General features: G+C 68.1%; 15 protein-coding genes and 1 tRNA gene. 7 read left to right on the top strand and 9 right to left on the bottom strand.

Features of this window, described 5'->3' with window-relative positions; translation table 11 throughout:
• The first annotated feature begins 21 nt into the window (after positions 1 to 21).
• Both FGL91_RS15995 and FGL91_RS15990 read left to right on the top strand, forming a co-directional pair.
• The gene (locus tag FGL91_RS15995; protein ID WP_227991675.1) at positions 22 to 1,029 is read left to right on the top strand and encodes an Lrp/AsnC family transcriptional regulator; all 1,008 of its coding nucleotides are present in this window, start codon (positions 22 to 24) and stop codon (positions 1,027 to 1,029) included.
• Between the two features lie 93 nt (positions 1,030 to 1,122).
• Positions 1,123 to 1,407 carry a hypothetical protein gene (locus FGL91_RS15990; protein ID WP_131491217.1) on the top strand — a complete coding sequence of 95 codons (285 nt, stop codon included), beginning with the start codon at positions 1,123 to 1,125 and terminating at the stop codon, positions 1,405 to 1,407.
• A 24-nt stretch (positions 1,408 to 1,431) separates the two neighbouring features.
• On the opposite strand, the gene FGL91_RS15985 is transcribed toward FGL91_RS15990, so the two are convergent.
• The 5 genes from FGL91_RS15985 to FGL91_RS15965 all read right to left on the bottom strand — a co-directional run bounded on the left by FGL91_RS15985 (position 1,432) and on the right by FGL91_RS15965 (position 3,767).
• A complete protein-coding gene (locus tag FGL91_RS15985) occupies positions 1,432 to 2,067 on the bottom strand; it encodes a CueP family metal-binding protein (RefSeq protein WP_194239254.1) in 636 nt (211 codons plus the stop codon).
• Positions 2,068 to 2,135: 68 nt separating this feature from the next.
• On the bottom strand, positions 2,136 to 2,726 hold the full coding sequence (locus FGL91_RS15980) for a DUF305 domain-containing protein (protein WP_131491216.1): 591 nt from the start codon (positions 2,724 to 2,726) through the stop codon (positions 2,136 to 2,138).
• Positions 2,727 to 2,826: 100 nt separating this feature from the next.
• Positions 2,827 to 3,309 carry a DUF6153 family protein gene (locus FGL91_RS15975; protein WP_153244329.1) on the bottom strand — a complete coding sequence of 161 codons (483 nt, stop codon included), beginning with the start codon at positions 3,307 to 3,309 and terminating at the stop codon, positions 2,827 to 2,829.
• A gap of 59 nt (positions 3,310 to 3,368) precedes the next feature.
• The gene (locus FGL91_RS15970; RefSeq protein ID WP_131491214.1) at positions 3,369 to 3,557 is read right to left on the bottom strand and encodes a hypothetical protein; all 189 of its coding nucleotides are present in this window, start codon (positions 3,555 to 3,557) and stop codon (positions 3,369 to 3,371) included.
• 137 nt (positions 3,558 to 3,694) lie between these two features.
• Positions 3,695 to 3,767 (bottom strand) — tRNA-Ala (locus tag FGL91_RS15965).
• Positions 3,768 to 3,916: 149 nt separating this feature from the next.
• Between FGL91_RS15965 and FGL91_RS15960 the strand changes: the two genes are divergently transcribed.
• A complete protein-coding gene (locus FGL91_RS15960) occupies positions 3,917 to 4,987 on the top strand; it encodes an NAD(P)-binding domain-containing protein (RefSeq protein WP_153244328.1) in 1,071 nt (356 codons plus the stop codon).
• Here FGL91_RS15960 and FGL91_RS15955 read toward each other — a convergent pair.
• Positions 4,974 to 6,125, bottom strand: coding sequence for a DUF2804 domain-containing protein (locus FGL91_RS15955; protein ID WP_227991674.1), 1,152 nt, complete (start codon positions 6,123 to 6,125; stop codon positions 4,974 to 4,976). The two genes, FGL91_RS15960 and FGL91_RS15955, sit on opposite strands and share 14 nt — an antisense overlap.
• Here FGL91_RS15955 and FGL91_RS15950 point away from each other — a divergent pair.
• Both FGL91_RS15950 and FGL91_RS15945 read left to right on the top strand, forming a co-directional pair.
• Positions 6,124 to 6,780 (top strand): SDR family oxidoreductase, encoded by a 657-nt coding sequence (locus tag FGL91_RS15950; RefSeq protein ID WP_153244327.1) that lies wholly within the window; start codon positions 6,124 to 6,126, stop codon positions 6,778 to 6,780. The two genes, FGL91_RS15955 and FGL91_RS15950, sit on opposite strands and share 2 nt — an antisense overlap.
• 26 nt (positions 6,781 to 6,806) lie before the next feature.
• A complete protein-coding gene (locus FGL91_RS15945) occupies positions 6,807 to 8,003 on the top strand; it encodes a glycoside hydrolase family 3 N-terminal domain-containing protein (protein ID WP_227991673.1) in 1,197 nt (398 codons plus the stop codon).
• Between the two features lie 7 nt (positions 8,004 to 8,010).
• Here the strand turns inward: FGL91_RS15945 and FGL91_RS15940 are convergent, their stop codons facing one another.
• Genes FGL91_RS15940 through FGL91_RS15930 form a run of 3 tightly spaced genes read right to left on the bottom strand, consistent with a single transcriptional unit; the run spans position 8,011 to position 10,577 of the window.
• A complete protein-coding gene (locus FGL91_RS15940) occupies positions 8,011 to 8,874 on the bottom strand; it encodes a 3-methyladenine DNA glycosylase (RefSeq protein ID WP_153244326.1) in 864 nt (287 codons plus the stop codon).
• A gap of 1 nt (position 8,875) precedes the next feature.
• Complete coding sequence (locus FGL91_RS15935; RefSeq protein ID WP_134351417.1) at positions 8,876 to 9,901, bottom strand: App1 family protein; 1,026 nt, start codon at positions 9,899 to 9,901, stop codon at positions 8,876 to 8,878.
• A 4-nt stretch (positions 9,902 to 9,905) separates the two neighbouring features.
• Positions 9,906 to 10,577, bottom strand: coding sequence for a DedA family protein (locus FGL91_RS15930; RefSeq protein ID WP_047519906.1), 672 nt, complete (start codon positions 10,575 to 10,577; stop codon positions 9,906 to 9,908).
• A 41-nt stretch (positions 10,578 to 10,618) separates the two neighbouring features.
• Between FGL91_RS15930 and FGL91_RS15925 the strand changes: the two genes are divergently transcribed.
• Together FGL91_RS15925 and leuS are read left to right on the top strand one after the other, a co-directional pair.
• Positions 10,619 to 11,950: an anthranilate synthase component I family protein gene (locus FGL91_RS15925; protein ID WP_227991672.1), complete on the top strand. Its 1,332-nt coding sequence runs from the start codon at positions 10,619 to 10,621 to the stop codon at positions 11,948 to 11,950.
• 34 nt (positions 11,951 to 11,984) lie between these two features.
• Positions 11,985 to 14,561 carry a leucine--tRNA ligase gene (gene leuS, locus FGL91_RS15920; protein ID WP_153244767.1) on the top strand — a complete coding sequence of 859 codons (2,577 nt, stop codon included), beginning with the start codon at positions 11,985 to 11,987 and terminating at the stop codon, positions 14,559 to 14,561.
• Positions 14,562 to 14,579: the final 18 nt, after the last annotated feature.

The raw sequence follows: 14,579 nt of genomic DNA, 5'->3' as shown, positions 1-14,579 counted from the left end.
AGCGTTCACCTGACGAGAGAAGTGAGCGATCTCGATCGACGGATCGTCGTCGCTCTGCAGCAGGACGGCCGGGCGAGTTGGACGTCGATCGCGGAGTTCGCGGGTGCCCCCGTCTCCACCGTGACCCGTCGCGGACAGCAACTGCTCGCCGAAGGGCTGGTCCGGGTGGGCATCGTGCCGACGCTGGGCAGCGAAGGGCACGTCGAGACCTTCTTCGTGCGCATCAATTGCACGCCCGGATCGCAGCTGACCGTCGCGCAGGCGCTGATCGGCTCGCCGTACGTGCGGTTCGTGACCCTGGTCACCGGAAAGTTCGACGTCTTCGCGGAGGTCGTCATCCCCGGCGACTCGGCGACCTATGCACACGTGCTCACGGATCTGCAGGCCATTCCGGGAGTCGAACGCTGGCGCAGCGACCTGGTCGTGCACACCTACAAGGTGAGCTTCGACTGGGGGCGACAGCTCTACGACGCCCATGCCGAAGCCGCGAGCGACCCGCAGTCGTACATGCCGGCGCCGAACACGTGTGATCCCACGCACTTCGACGATGCCGATCGTGCCATCGTGGAGGAGCTTCGCCACAACGGACGCGCGTCGTTCCAGTCGATCGGCGACACGCTCGACATGAACGAGAGCAGTGTGCGCCGTCGCTATGAGCGCATGCGCAACGCCGGGTGCCTGACCACGGTGACCATGGTGCCGGCGTCGGCGTTGGGCATGAGCGCGGAGACCCTGCTGATCCTGCGGGTCGAGCCGTCGCGGATCGCTTCCGTGGCGCAGACTCTGGCGCAGCACGTGTCCGTGCGATTCCTCGCGGCCGCGCTCGAGGAGAACTCGCTCTACTGCGAGATCATCCTGCCGAGCACCGAGACGCTGCACGACTTCCTCACCGGGACCATCGCGCACCTCAAGGGCGTCAGAGGCTGGAACGCGGCGATGGAGCTGGTCTTCATGAAGCGCGGTTTCATCGAGACGCCGTGGTGGCGGGCTCAGGTCGCCTCGGCGGGGTCTGCCGAGCCCGGGTCGTAGGCCGACGGCACCCTCGGCGTGTGGTGTCAAGGGGCTTCCGCGCCACGCAAGCGTGGCGCACTCTCTTCAGAGAGGAAGTCCTGGAGGGCCTACATGTCTGAACTGCCGGATCCGCGTTTCATGCTCAACCGCATCACGGCGTCGGAGTGGGTGATCAACGACCTTCGCTACTCGCCGAACGATCCGCGTCACGTGGTGGCGTGCGTGTACGAACTCGCCGAGACCGAAGTCGAGGTCACGTGGTTGCGCGATCTGCCGCTCGCGACACGCTACGGGACGGTGTTCGAGGTGCTCGAGGACGTCGAACGGTTGGGCGACTCGAATCGAGCGACACGGCCGATCTCCATCCCCCGTCAGCCGCCGCTGTTGGCGACCTAAAGACCCTGCCGGCGACGTTCCGGGTCAGAGCAGCTGCAGGTCGGTGATGCAGGTGGGGTCATCCGGCGACGTGGTGGAGATCGGTACCGCTCCGGTGAAGCCCGCGCTCTCGACGCTCAGCGTCGCCTCGATGCCCCGAGGCACCCAGAGACCCGTGAAGCCGTTGTCCTGAGTGCGCCGTGTCTCGTCGACGAGCACTGTTCCGTCAGCAGCGGTCAAGGTTATCCGCACCTCGGTGTCGGAGAGTTCGCCGATGCACGTCGTGAGGCTGTGGAAGTGGCACTCATGGGTCTGATCACGGAACGGCGCGACGGAGATATACACCGCGTCGCGGGGCAACGGCAGTCGGCCTTCACGGCCGTTCGCATCGCGAAGGACGAGTGCGTCCGGTTCGACGGACGCAAGGAGATCGGCCGGCCGGTCCGCGACGGGCATCGCATCCAGTCGCTCGACGACGTCGCCGACCTCGAGCCCGGTGAGGCCGTGCGCGGCGAGTATCTCCTGCGCCGCTGAGTCGACATCGGTGGGGGAAGGGGAAGCCGCGCATCCGGCAAGCGCGATCGCAGCGACGGCCAGCGCGGCGAATGCCGTGGATGGCTTCCATCTCCGTCGGCGCGAGGCGGAGAGAACAGGCGTGGTCGTGCGGAGAGGCTGATTCACGATGAAGTCCTTCGTACGAGGTGGGGCCGGTGTCAGCGGAGCACGCCGACACCGGCCCCTGAGCGGGATCAGAGAGCGGCCAGGAGGTCGTTCATCTCCTGGATCTCGTCGGTCTGGGCCTCGATGATCGCCTCGGCGAGTGCGATCGCCTCCGGGTCGTCTCCGTCCTCGACCTGCACCTGCGCCATCTCGACGGCGCCCTCATGGTGCACGATCATCTGTTCGAGGAAGAGGCGGGATGCTTCGAGGCCGTCGGCGGCGCGCAGCTGAGCGAGGTCGTCCTCGCTCATCATCCCGTCCCCGTGGTCCATCCCGCTCATGTCGCGATCGTCCGAGCGGATACCCCACTCGCCCAACCACCCTTGGAGTTGGTCGATCTCCGGCCCCTGAGCGGCCTTGATTCGCACGGCGAGGTCGGTCACCGCGGGGTCTACGCCCTCCGCATCGAGCACGAGGTCGCTCATCTCGATCGCCTGCTCGTGGTGGACGACCATCATCGATGCGAACATGACGTCGGCATCGTTGACGCCGGTCGAGGGCGACGCGGATCCGTGATCCATGCCGGGCATGGAAACGTCGTCGGTGCCGGTTCCGCAACCGGACAGAAGCAGGGCAGCGGACACGGTGAGCGCGGCTGTTGCCGCAGCACGAATCTTCATGGGATATCTCCAATATGCATGGTCGTTGCGCGCGCGCCGGACGGCGCCGCGCGAGGTGAGAAGCCGGGAGCCGGCGGAGGAGTGCGGGCTCGACAACTGCTCAGGTGCGACTGATGCAGAGAACGTGAAGAGAGGGAGCGCGGGGCAAGGCCTGTGCGCGGAAGGAAGGAAGGAATCGTGACTGGAGGAGTGGCTGGAGCCAGCCTCGGATCAGGCTCGGCACGAGGAGGAGCACGAGGGCGAGGAGGAGCCCGAGGACGCACATCATCGCCATGCTGACGTGATCGTCGGTTCCGCACGCCGGGCACGACATCTGGGTCGTGTCGGTGGGGCTCCCGGCCGGGGGTGCTTGCATGATGCCGTGTTGCACCGACGCGGGGTGTTCCCCCGAGATCGACGCGGGGTGGCCCCCCGAGATCGCCGCCGCTGCGGGGGCGTCCGCCGCCGCGGTTCCGTGCAGATTCAGGGTGTGCATGCCGATGAGCCCGACGATGATCGCAGCGACGAGCAGCACGCCCGACAGCACGCCTCGGAAGACGCTCGATGAGCTCCTTCCGGACCACGTCGCCGCCACCGGTGCCATGAATGTAAGTCTACGGGCCCAGGTGTAAGTGATCGCCCGGGAGGGAGGCGGTCGCGGGGTCAGACCTCGGTGTCGTCGGCGTCGTCGTCGGCTCCGGCGGCGACGCGGTCGGCCTCGGCGCTGTCGATGAGCGCGTCGTCCACGTCCGGGTCGAGGATGCGCTCACCGTCGACTTCCTGGGTGGGTGCTCCCTCGCGGTCCTCGTCGTCGGGGATCGGCGGAATCGGGGGAATGATCGGGTTCGACATGATCGCATCCTTTCGTCGAGATGTGTCGACGATACGACGGACCGTGCGCGGGCTGAACCGGGTTGACGGTCGTGAGGACGCGCGCTAGGACGGCTCCGCGAACGGAAGAAGCCCCCGGAGAACCGGGGGCTTTTCGGTGGACCTGAGGGGACTCGAACCCCTGACCCCCTGCATGCCATGCAGGTGCGCTACCAGCTGCGCCACAGGCCCAGACGCTGTTCCGAACCAGCCGGAGCAACTTGAAAAGAGTACTACACGAATCGACGCGAGCACCAATCCGGGTGAGCATCCCGGGCGCGTCCTCGTGCGCGGCAGGAGTATGCCGGAACAAGCGCACCGACCGAGACGTTGAAGTCGGCGTGAGCATCCTCGACAGTCTGGTGATCGGCGCAGGGCAGGCCGGTCTCTCGGCATCGTTCCACCTCTCGCGCCTCGGGATCTCGCACGTGGTCCTCGACGCCGACGAGCGGCCCGGCGGCGCGTGGCAGCACCGATGGGACGCGCTGACGATGCGTGACGTCCACGGTGTCGCGGAGCTTCCGGGCGACACTCCGCCGCCGCGTGACGGTGCACGCGCCAACGAGGCCGTGCCCGCCTCCTTCGCCCGATACGAGAAGACCCATGCGCTTCCCGTGCTCCGCCCGGTGCACGTCGAGCGCGTGGAAGACCAGGATGGAGTGCTCGTCGTGCGAGCCCGGGAGGGGGAGTGGACGAGCCGCACGCTCGTGAATGCGACCGGTACCTGGTCGCACCCGTTCCTGCCGCACTTCCCCGGCATGGAGACGTTCGTCGGAGAGCAGCTGCACACCGTGGGCTATCCGGGGCCGGAGCACTTCATCGGCAGACGCGTGCTCGTGGTGGGGGGAGGAGCGTCCGCTGTGCAGTTCCTCGGAGCGCTCGCGCCGATCACCGAGACCCTGTGGGTCACCCGCCGGGAGCCGGTCTGGCGGGACGACGACTTCACCCCTGAGGCGGGGGCCGCAGCGGTCGCCCTCGTCGAGCAGCGCGTCGCGGCCGGGCTTCCTCCGCAGAGTGTGGTCAGCGTCACCGGGCTCATGCTGCGCCCGCAGGAGCGCGAGGCCGAGCGTCTCGGAGCGTATGCCGACCGACGCCCCCTGTTTGAGCGGATCGAGCCCGACGGTGTGCGCTGGGCGGACGGGAGTTTCGAGCGGGTCGATGTCATCCTGTGGGCCACGGGGTTCCGCCCCGCGATCACTCATCTGGCTCCTCTCCACCCGCGCAGCGCGGCCGGAGGTATCCAGCTCGACCGGAACGGGCGAGGCACGACCGCTGTCGTCGATCCCCGCGTGCAGCTGGTCGGTTACGGCCCCTCGGCGAGCACGATCGGTGCGAACCGTGCCGGTCGCTCGGCCGCGAAGGGTGTCCAGCGAGCACTGCGATCGTCGGACGACCGCGTCACCACCGGTTGAGCACCTCCTCGGCGAAGCCTTCGATGCCGTCGACGCGCACCCGCGTTCCCCTATCGTCCAGCGCCCACCCCGTCCAGACTCCGAACAACTGGTCTGTTCTGCTGGCGATGACGACCGCGTTGGTGCGGGAACGCTTGTCGTAGAACGGGGAGAACGTCAGATCGGCGGTTTCGCCGTGTACTCGCCACGGACGCAGGAAGTTCTCGGAGTCGTAGTCCCACACCAGCTCTTCGCTGATCTTCGACAGGTGGCTATCGACCACGAGGGCGTTCTCCGTCGCCCCCGAGCCGTCCGTCCATTTCGAGCCGAGCTGCAACCCGACGACCCGCCCGTCGACGATGCCACTTCCGGCCGCCCAGTTCCAGTGCACGCGATACGGCCAGCGACCACGACCGTGGTCCAGCACCGCCCAACTACCGGTGGGCACCTCGTGTGCGATGTCATCGACCGTGACAGTTCCCGTCGTGGGCCGACCCACGTCTTTCACCGTGTACTGAAACCGCGCGGTGCGCTCTGACCGTCGCCACGGCACGACGACGCCGAGCGATTCGTGACCCACCGGACGCGCCGCGAACAGGTCGAACGACAGCCTCGGGGCGCTGCCCCGCAGACGCGTCCCGTCGACGGCGTCATCGATCTCGAGGGTGAGCCGACGGGTGCGCGCACTGGCAGGCCCCTCTCCGAGCGAGGAAGGCAGCGTCGCGCTGCGTCCGCCGGCGGAGATCACGGTGGATCCGACATCCTGGCCCGTCGCTCGATCCAGGACCCAGATTTCATGCAACGCCAAGTAGTCGACGCACGAGACCGTGAACGCGATGATGTGCGAGGGCGACATCACGTTCCAGTACTCCCAGCGCTTGTTGCGCCCCCAGTGTCGGCGGCCGGGGATGCCGGATGTGTCGTGCAACGGTGTGCGCGACCAACCGAGGGCTTCCGGATTCAGTGCTCCGTGTGGATTGGTGAGGGAGACGCGTCGCGTGATCTCACGCTCGATCAGCGGTGTGGGCATCGTCGTCCTGGTGTCCGGGAAGATGCCATTCGGGTCGGCACCTTTGCCCCGAGTGTAGAGGAACGGAAACTCGCGGACGGCGATTCCGGTCCGAGCCGACGTCAGCTCAGGCGCGTAGGGTGAGGGCATGTCACGCATCCTCGTGTTCGGCGGCCACGGCCGTATCGCCCTCCTGCTCGCTCCCTTGCTCGTCGAGCGAGGCGATGAGGTGACGGGGGTGATCCGCAACCCGGCCCATGCCGCCGACGTCGAAGCCGTCGGGGCGAAAGCGCTGGTCGCCGATGTCGAGAGTATGGACGTCGAGGCACTCGCCGAGATCATCCGCGGTCACGACGCGGTCGTCTGGTCCGCCGGTGCCGGGGGCGGATCCCCGGAGCGCACCTACGCGGTCGATCGCGATGCCGCGAAGCGCTCCATGAACGCGGCGGAGCGGGCCGGCGTGCGGCGCTATGTGATGGTCTCGTGGCTCGGGTCAACGGCGGACCACGGCGTTCCCGAGGACGACTCCTTCTTCCCCTACGCCGATGCCAAGTGGGCTGCGGACGAACACCTGCGCGCGAGCGGGCTCGAGGGCACGATCCTCGCACCGGGCGCGCTCACCTTCGACGAACCGACCTCACGGATCCAGATCGACCCCACGGGGCGGGGTGCGGTGTCTCGAGCCGATGTGGCCGCCGTCATCGCCGCGTCGCTGCACGGGCCGTGCACGATCGGGCGCACGATCCGCTTCGGCAATGGCGACCCGGCGTCGGCGGTGCCCATCGCCGACGCGCTCGGCTGCTGACACGGCGGCGCCGCGGAGAAGTCACCATGTCCCGACCCCGCCGATGGGCCGCAGGTGCCCTCGTCATCGTCGCGACCACGGTTCTCTGCGTCTCACCGGCGGCTGCGGCGTCGAGCGCTGTGCCGACGACGACTCCGACCGTCGCCGCAACCGCTGCCGAGCCCGGTGACTCGACCGCCCACGCGACCGCGCTCGTGCGAGGGATGTCGGTGGCGGAGCAGGCATCCACCGTGGTCATGGGGCATGTGGCAGGGACTGATCCGGCGATGCTCCGTTCGTACATGGAGTCCGGCCTCGGCGGGTTCATCCTCATGGGTGCCAACATTCCGGCGACCGAGGGCGAACTGCAGAGTCTGACCACCGCCCTGACGGTGGATCCCGAGCTGCCTCCGCTGATCGCGGTCGACCAGGAAGGTGGCATCGTGTCGCGCCTGCACGGTGATGACTACCCGGCGTCCTCGTCGTTGAAGCACCTCCCGGTCGCCGAGACGACCTCGGCGTTCACCGCCCGCGGTTCGCTGGTCGGGCGCGCGGGGATCACGGTGAACTTCGGAACTGTCGCCGACGTCACCGCAGATCCCGGGACCTTCATCTACGGACGTGCCCTCGGCACCGACCCGGCGAGCGCCGCCGACCGGGTATCCGCCGCGACCACCGCCCAGGAGCAGTTCGTCGCCTCCACCCTCAAACACTTCCCCGGACACGGTGCAGCGCCCGGCGACTCGCATCATGTGATCCCGAGCACGACGATGGGACTCGACCAGTGGCGCGAGACCGAGGCGGTGCCCTTCGCGGCGGGGATCGACGCCGGGGCATCCCTCCTGATGTACGGCCACCTCGCCTACACGGCCGTCGACGCATCGCCGGCGTCTCTTTCCGCAAAGTGGCATGAGATCGCCAGGGAGGAGCTCGGCTTCGACGGGGTCGCGGTGACGGATGATCTCGGAATGCTGTTGTCATCCGGCGATCCCGCCTATGCGGATCCGGTGGCGAACGGAGTGTCCGCGATCGCGGCGGGAAACGACCTCGTGCTGATGATCGCCGGTTCCGATGCGAGTACGGCGGGCGCGATGGCGGCGGGCATCGCCACGGCGGTGGAGAAGGGCACCCTGCCGGCGGAGCGGCTCGAAGAGGCAGCGACGCGCGTCGTCGCACTCCGACTGGAGCTCGCTGCGGCCGCGGCGCGGTGGGCGGTCTGCGACGATTGCACGCCGGTGGGCTGACCGGTGCTCAGGCGGCCTCGCGCGCTCCGTCGCCGAGCCAGGCGTTCAGCAGCGCGGTGCGGAGGGCGGCGCCACGCTCGGCGAAGACTCGCTGCCTGCGCACATACTCTGCTTTTCCCTCGGGTGTCTCGATGGGCACGGGAACCACATCCCACGCGGAGAGATCGTACGGTGCCGCTTGCATGTCGAGGAGTCGGATGTCGCGCGCGAGTTCGAACGAATCCAGGAGCAGTTCGCCGGGGATCAGGGGACCGAGCTTCGTCGCCCACTTGTACAGGTCCATGCCCGCGTGCAGACAGCCGGGCTGCTCGAACAGAGGCTGCTCGTCGCGGCTCAACGAGATTCGATTTCGGGGGATCGCTTCGGGAGTGAAGAAGCGGAAGGCGTCGAAATGGGTGCAGCGGAGGTCGTGATTCTCGACCACGGCATCCGTCCCGGCCTGCCCCAGCCGCAGCGGAACCGCGTGGCGGTGCTCCTCGGCGCGATACACCATCGCCCACTCGTGCAGACCGAAGCAGCCGAACTGCCCGGGACGCGATGCCGTGCGGCGGAGCATCTTCTCGACGAGAGCCGCCAGCTCCGCTTTCTCCTTGCCGAAAGTGGCGGCATCGGGCACGGCGCTCCCCGCAGACCGTCCGGGGGAGTACCAGCGCCAGTTGAGGCGTTCGACGGCGTCGGCCAGCTCGACACCCGCTCCGGGATGCCAGCGACGCAGCTGTGCGGGCTTGTAGGAGTAGTACGTGAACAGGAAGTCCCAGACCGGGTGCTTCTCGGCCCTGGTCGCACGATCCCGGTGGGCAGCGGTGAGGGCATCCGCGCGGTCGCGATGCGCCTCTTCACGGAGCAGCCAGTCCTGACGGGCGAGAGACATGTCAGTGCAGGATGCCGGCCTCGCCGAGCAGATCGCGCAGCCCGGCGCCGTCTTCGGCGCTCACCCAGGGGGCGACGTCTTCGGAGTGGGGCTCGCGGCCGGCGCGGCCGCCGGCCAGGACCGCCTCGGCGGGAAGAAGGCGACGGATGGCCACCCCGGCGACGGAATCGGGATGCTCGTCCATGAACTGCGAGTAGATGGCCTCGTCGTGCTGTCCGTCGTCTCCGATCAGGAGCCATTTGACATCGGGGAACTCCGTGGCGAGACGTCGCAGGTTGGTGAGCTTGTGCTCGCGCCCGCTGCGGAACCATCGCTCGTGCGTCGGTCCCCAGTCGGTGAGGAGCATGGAACCCGCGGGGAAGAGATGGCGTCCGAGGAAGCGCCACAGCGTCGGGGCGACGTTCCACGCGCCGGTCGAGAGGTACACCATCGGGGCACCCGGATGCTGTCGCAGCAGCTGGTCGAGCAGCACGGCCATCCCCGGCACGGGGAGGCGCGCGTGTTCGTCGAGCACGAAGGAGTTCCAGAAAGCGATGAAGGGACGAGGCAGGGCCGTCACCATCACGGTGTCGTCGACATCGGACACGACGCCGAACCTGGTGCCCTCGGCGACGACGAAAGCTCGTGCCTCCACGGGCTCCTGTCCCTCCACGGAGAACGTGAACGTCTGCCAACCCGGTTCCAGGTCGACGTGGATCGTCGAGTCGACCACCCCGCCACGATCGGCGACGACCTGGTGCGTGGAGTCGCCGATCTGCACGGTCACCGCGGCGAAACCCACCGGGATGCCGACGAAGCTGCGCCAGCCGCGGACACTCGCAGGCTCCCCGTCGCGTGTGCGGCGCTGCGGGGGGACGATCAGCACACGGCCCACGACACGCACCCAGCCGGGACCCCCGTATCCGGGGAACGGGAGGATCGTCGCGACGCGGCCACGACGGCGCGCGCGACCTTCACGCCAGACATGCAGGCGGTGTTCGAGTCGGGCGAACCAGTGGATCCGGGGCGCCGGGGGAGCGGATGCCATTGCCTCAGTCTTTCACGTCGGCGTCGGCCTCTGTCTCCGGAGCCTTCAGGTGACGGGCCTCAGCCCGCTGCAGCAGCTTCTTGCCGAGGTAGATCAGCAGCAGGAACACGGCGATCACACCGACGAAGATGTACCCCGCGAAGTGCACGCGGTCGACGAGTTCCCGGAAGCTGCCCGCCGCGAGGGAGGTGACGCTCACGTAGGCGGTCGCCCAGAGGACGCACGCGGGGGCCGTCCAGGCGAGGAACTTGCGGTACGGGTATTCGCTCATGCCGACGGTCAGGGGCACCAGGGAATGCAGAACGGGCAGGAAGCGCGAGAGGAAGATCGCGATGCCGCCGCGGCGTTCGAGGTAGTTCTCGGCGCGGACCCAGTTGTGCTCGCCGATCCGTCGTCCCAGCCAGGACACACGGATGTGGGGTCCCAGCCAGCGCCCGAGCCAGAATCCGATGCTCTCGCCGATCAAGGCGCCGATCACGACCGCGACGCCCATCGCGATGCCCTCCAGGGGAGTCGCCACCCCCATCGAGGCGATGATCACGATCGTGTCACCGGGAACGATGAGCCCGATCAGGATGCTCGTCTCGAGCATGACAGCGAGTCCGGCGATCAGGGTGCGAGCGACCGGATCGACCGACTGCACGGTGTCGAGGAGCCAGATCAGGAGGTCGTCCACCCCATGAGGATACGGGAGCAGCCCGGTCCTAGGCTGGAAAGGTGCCCGAACCGCTGAGTGCTCATCCGCTTCCCACCTGGGTGGAGCCGTCTTCGGTGTTTCGGATGATCGAGGCGCGGGGCCTCGACGTCTTCTGGCTGGATGCGGGCGCGCGGGCGACGGAAGGCTGGAGCTTCATCGGGACGGGGAAGCGTTCGAGCCTCCCGCGTGACGTGCCTCTCGACGCCCCCTCGACCGACCCGTCGCGGCCGCCGTTCACCGGGGGGTGGGTGGGCTGGCTCGACTACGAGAGCGGAGCATCGGCGTCCGGCGCACCGGTCGCACAGTCGGAGGAGACGCCAGGAGGGTCCTGGTTGCTCGTCACGCATGTCGTCGCCTTCGATCATGCACGCCGTCGCACTTGGGTGCTCTCCTCCACAGATGACCTCGAGGTCTGGACGGACGAGGTCCACGCAGCGACGGAAGCCGCTGAGCGTCCCGGCCGTGAGGAATCCTTTGCGGGCGCGGCGGCCGCCCCACGTGTTGCGGAGCCCAGGCACACCCCACACGAATACCTCGCACTCATCGAACGCTGCCGGGACCTCATCCGCGCAGGCATCGCCTACCAGTTGTGCCTGACCACACGCTTCACCGTTCCCGGCATCCATGACCCGGTCGCCGTGTACGACCGCCTCCGAGGAGCGACTCCCGCCCACCACGGCGGTTTCGTCCGCATCGGAAACCACACGCTGCTGAGCGCCAGTCCGGAACAGTTCCTCCACGCCGAAGGGGGAGTGATCCGGACGCGCCCCATCAAGGGAACGAGGCCCCGGAGCGCCGATCCCCTCGAAGACGCCGCGCTCGCCGCAGAACTCGCCGGCGACCGCAAGGAGCGTGCGGAGAACGTCATGATCGTCGACCTCATGCGCAACGACCTGTCGCGGGTGTGCGTGCCGGGGACGATCCGCGTGGAAGGGCTCTGGGTGGTCGAGAGCTATCCCGCCGTGCACCAGCTGGTGAGCACCGTGAGCGGAAAGGCAGAGCCGGGGGCCACGGTCGGCGCCCTTCTCGACGCGACCTTCCCCGCCGGCAGTATGACGGGAGCGCCCAAGCTCTCGGCGATGACCAGGCTGCACGAACTCGAAGGCGGCGCGCGGGGAGTGTACGCGGGGTGCTTCGGCTACATCGGCGCGGACGGGATGCTCGACCTCGCCATGGTCATCCGCAGCATCCTCCTCGACGGGGAGAAGGCGGTGGTCGGTGCGGGCGGCGGAATCACCTGGGGTTCGGTCGCCGCCGCCGAGGTCGCCGAGGTGGCGATCAAGGCGCGGGCGCCGCTCGCCGCCCTCGGTGCGGAAACGCCTGCGTCCTGGCGTTCCGATATCCTGAACTGATCCCGCTTTTCCCTTCAGATTGGTCGTGCGTTCGTTGTCTGAGAACCTGTCCACCGCCCCTGCCGACGACGAGGCCCCGTCGGCGCACGCCATCCAGAACAAGTGGCAGAAGTACTGGGCGGAGAACGGCACGTTCCTCACGGGCGGCGACGACGACACCCGGCCGCGCCGGTACGTGCTCGCGATGTTCCCGTACCCGTCCGGCGACCTGCACATGGGCCACGCGGAGAACTACCTCTACTCCGACATCGTGGCGCGCTTCTGGCGCCACCGCGGGCACAACGTCCTGAATCCGATCGGCTGGGACTCGTTCGGGCTGCCCGCGGAGAACGCCGCGATCCGTCAGGGAGCCGACCCTCGGGACTGGACCTATCAGAACATCGCGCAGCAGAAGGTGGGCTTCGAGGCGTACGGCGTCTCGTTCGACTGGAGCCGCGTGCTGCACACCTCCGACCCCGAGTACTACCGCTGGAACCAGTGGCTGTTCTTGAAGCTGTACGAGCGCGGGCTGGCGTATCGCAAGAAGAGTCCGGTCAACTGGTGCCCGAACGACCAGACGGTGCTGGCGAACGAGCAGGTCGTCGACGGACGCTGTGATCGCTGTGGCGCCGAGGTGGTCAAGAAGAAGCTCACGCAGTGGTACTTCCGGATCACCGACTACGCCGACCGTCTGCTCGACGACCTGAACCAGCTCGAGGGATTCTGGCCGCACAAGGTGCTGCAGATGCAGCGCAACTGGATCGGTCGCTCGGTGGGTGCCGACGTCGACTTCCTGATCGAGGGTCGCGAGGAGCCGGTCACGGTGTTCTCGACGCGCCCCGACACGCTGCACGGCGCGACGTTCTTCGTGGTCGCACCCGACTCCGACCTGGCATCCGAACTCGCCGCCGGTGCCTCCGAGGATGTGCGTGAGCGCTTCCAGACGTACCTGGAGCAGGTGCAGAAGGAGACCGACATCGATCGGCAGTCCACGGACCGCCCGAAGACCGGTGTGTTCCTCGAGCGCTACGCGATCAACCCGGTCAACGGCGAGAAGCTGCCGGTGTGGGCAGCGGACTACGTGCTGGCCGACTACGGACACGGGGCGGTCATGGCTGTCCCGGCGCACGATCAGCGCGACCTGGACTTCGCCCGCGCGTTCGACCTGCCCGTCAAGGTCGTCGTCGACACGACCGCTCCCGTCACGGGGGCGATGCCCGTGATCGAGGTCGACGAAGACGGCGTGCCGATCGACACCGGTGCCGCGCTCGAGGAGCAGAGCCCCGCGGCCACCGGCATCGCTCTCACGGGCGAGGGCCGCATGATCAACTCGGGCGCTCTGAACGGTCTGTCCAAGCGCAACGCCATCGCGCGCGCGATCGAGCAGCTGGAGGCATCGGGCACCGGCCGTGCCGCCAGGAACTACCGTCTGCGTGACTGGCTGATCTCGCGTCAGCGGTTCTGGGGCACACCGATCCCGATGCTGCATGCCGAGGACGGGAGCATCATCCCGGTTTCCGAGGACAAGCTCCCTGTGAAGCTGCCGAGCGTCGAGGGGCTCGACCTCAAGCCCAAGGGGACGTCGCCGCTGGGCGGTGCCGAGAGCTGGGTCCGTACGACGGACCCGCAGACGGGCGACCCGGTGCTGCGCGACCCCGACACGATGGACACGTTCGTGGACAGCTCGTGGTACTTCCTGCGCTTCCTCTCGCCGAACAGCGACACCGTGGCGTTCGATCCCGCGCAGGCGGCCCGCTGGGCGCCGGTCGACTCCTACATCGGCGGCGTCGAGCACGCGATCCTGCACCTGCTGTACGCGCGCTTCATCACGAAGGTGCTCTTCGACATGGGGCTGATCGACTTCACCGAGCCCTTCTCGAACCTGATCAACCAGGGCATGGTGCTGCTCGACGGGCAGAAGATGTCCAAGAGCAAGGGCAACCTGGTGCTCTTCCAGGAGGAGCTCGACGCCCACGGCGCCGACGCCCTGCGTGTCGGGCTGGCGTTCGCCGGGCCCGTGGAAGACGACAAGGACTGGGCCGACGTCTCGACGACCGGCGCTCAGAAGTTCCTGGCACGCGCGATGCGCGTCGCCGGCGAGGTGTCGAGCCCCGTCGACGTGGTCTTCGACGGCGGTGACGCCGCTCTCCGCCGCGCGACGCACAAGTTGCTCTCGGAGGCACCGGCACTCGTCGAGCAGACGAAGTTCAACGTCCTGGTCGCGCGCCTCATGGAGCTCGTGAACATCACCCGCAAGACGATCGATGGCGCCGCCGGTGCAGGGGACCCCGCCGTGCGCGAGGCGGCGGAGACGATCGCCGTGATGCTCGACCTCATCGCGCCGCACACTGCGGAGGAGATGTGGGAGATGCTCGGTCACGAGCCTTCCGTCGGCCTCGTGACGTGGCGCTCCGCCGACCCGGCGCTTCTGGTCGAGGACACGGTCACGGCCGTCGTGCAGGTCGGGGGCAAGGTGCGTGCGCAGCTCGAGGTTCCGGCGCGGATCGGCGAGTCCGAGCTCGAGGCGCTGGCCCGTGCGGACGAGCGTGTGATCCGTTCCATCGGAGACCGCGAGATCGTGAAGGTCGTCGTGAGGGCGCCCAAGATCGTCAGCTTCGTCGTCAAGGGCTGATCGCCTCTTCTCCACGGT

This window comes from Microbacterium sp. CBA3102, assembly GCF_007954505.1.
In the GTDB taxonomy this organism is placed as follows: Bacteria; Actinomycetota; Actinomycetes; order Actinomycetales; family Microbacteriaceae; genus Microbacterium; species Microbacterium aurugineum.
This window is presented reverse-complemented; position numbering and strand designations above follow the sequence as displayed.

Excerpts from the sequence above, each read along its gene's own strand:
- FGL91_RS15990 (WP_131491217.1), top strand. The coding sequence starts at position 1,123 with ATGTCTGAACTGCCGGATCCGCGTTTCATGCTCAACCGCATCACGGCG.
- FGL91_RS15980 (WP_131491216.1), bottom strand. The coding sequence starts at position 2,726 with ATGAAGATTCGTGCTGCGGCAACAGCCGCGCTCACCGTGTCCGCTGCC.
- FGL91_RS15975 (WP_153244329.1), bottom strand. The coding sequence starts at position 3,309 with ATGGCACCGGTGGCGGCGACGTGGTCCGGAAGGAGCTCATCGAGCGTC.
- FGL91_RS15970 (WP_131491214.1), bottom strand. The coding sequence starts at position 3,557 with ATGTCGAACCCGATCATTCCCCCGATTCCGCCGATCCCCGACGACGAG.
- FGL91_RS15950 (WP_153244327.1), top strand. The coding sequence starts at position 6,124 with ATGTCACGCATCCTCGTGTTCGGCGGCCACGGCCGTATCGCCCTCCTG.
- FGL91_RS15955 (WP_227991674.1), bottom strand. The coding sequence starts at position 6,125 with ATGCCCTCACCCTACGCGCCTGAGCTGACGTCGGCTCGGACCGGAATC.
- FGL91_RS15945 (WP_227991673.1), top strand. The coding sequence starts at position 6,807 with ATGTCCCGACCCCGCCGATGGGCCGCAGGTGCCCTCGTCATCGTCGCG.
- FGL91_RS15940 (WP_153244326.1), bottom strand. The coding sequence starts at position 8,874 with ATGTCTCTCGCCCGTCAGGACTGGCTGCTCCGTGAAGAGGCGCATCGC.
- FGL91_RS15935 (WP_134351417.1), bottom strand. The coding sequence starts at position 9,901 with ATGGCATCCGCTCCCCCGGCGCCCCGGATCCACTGGTTCGCCCGACTC.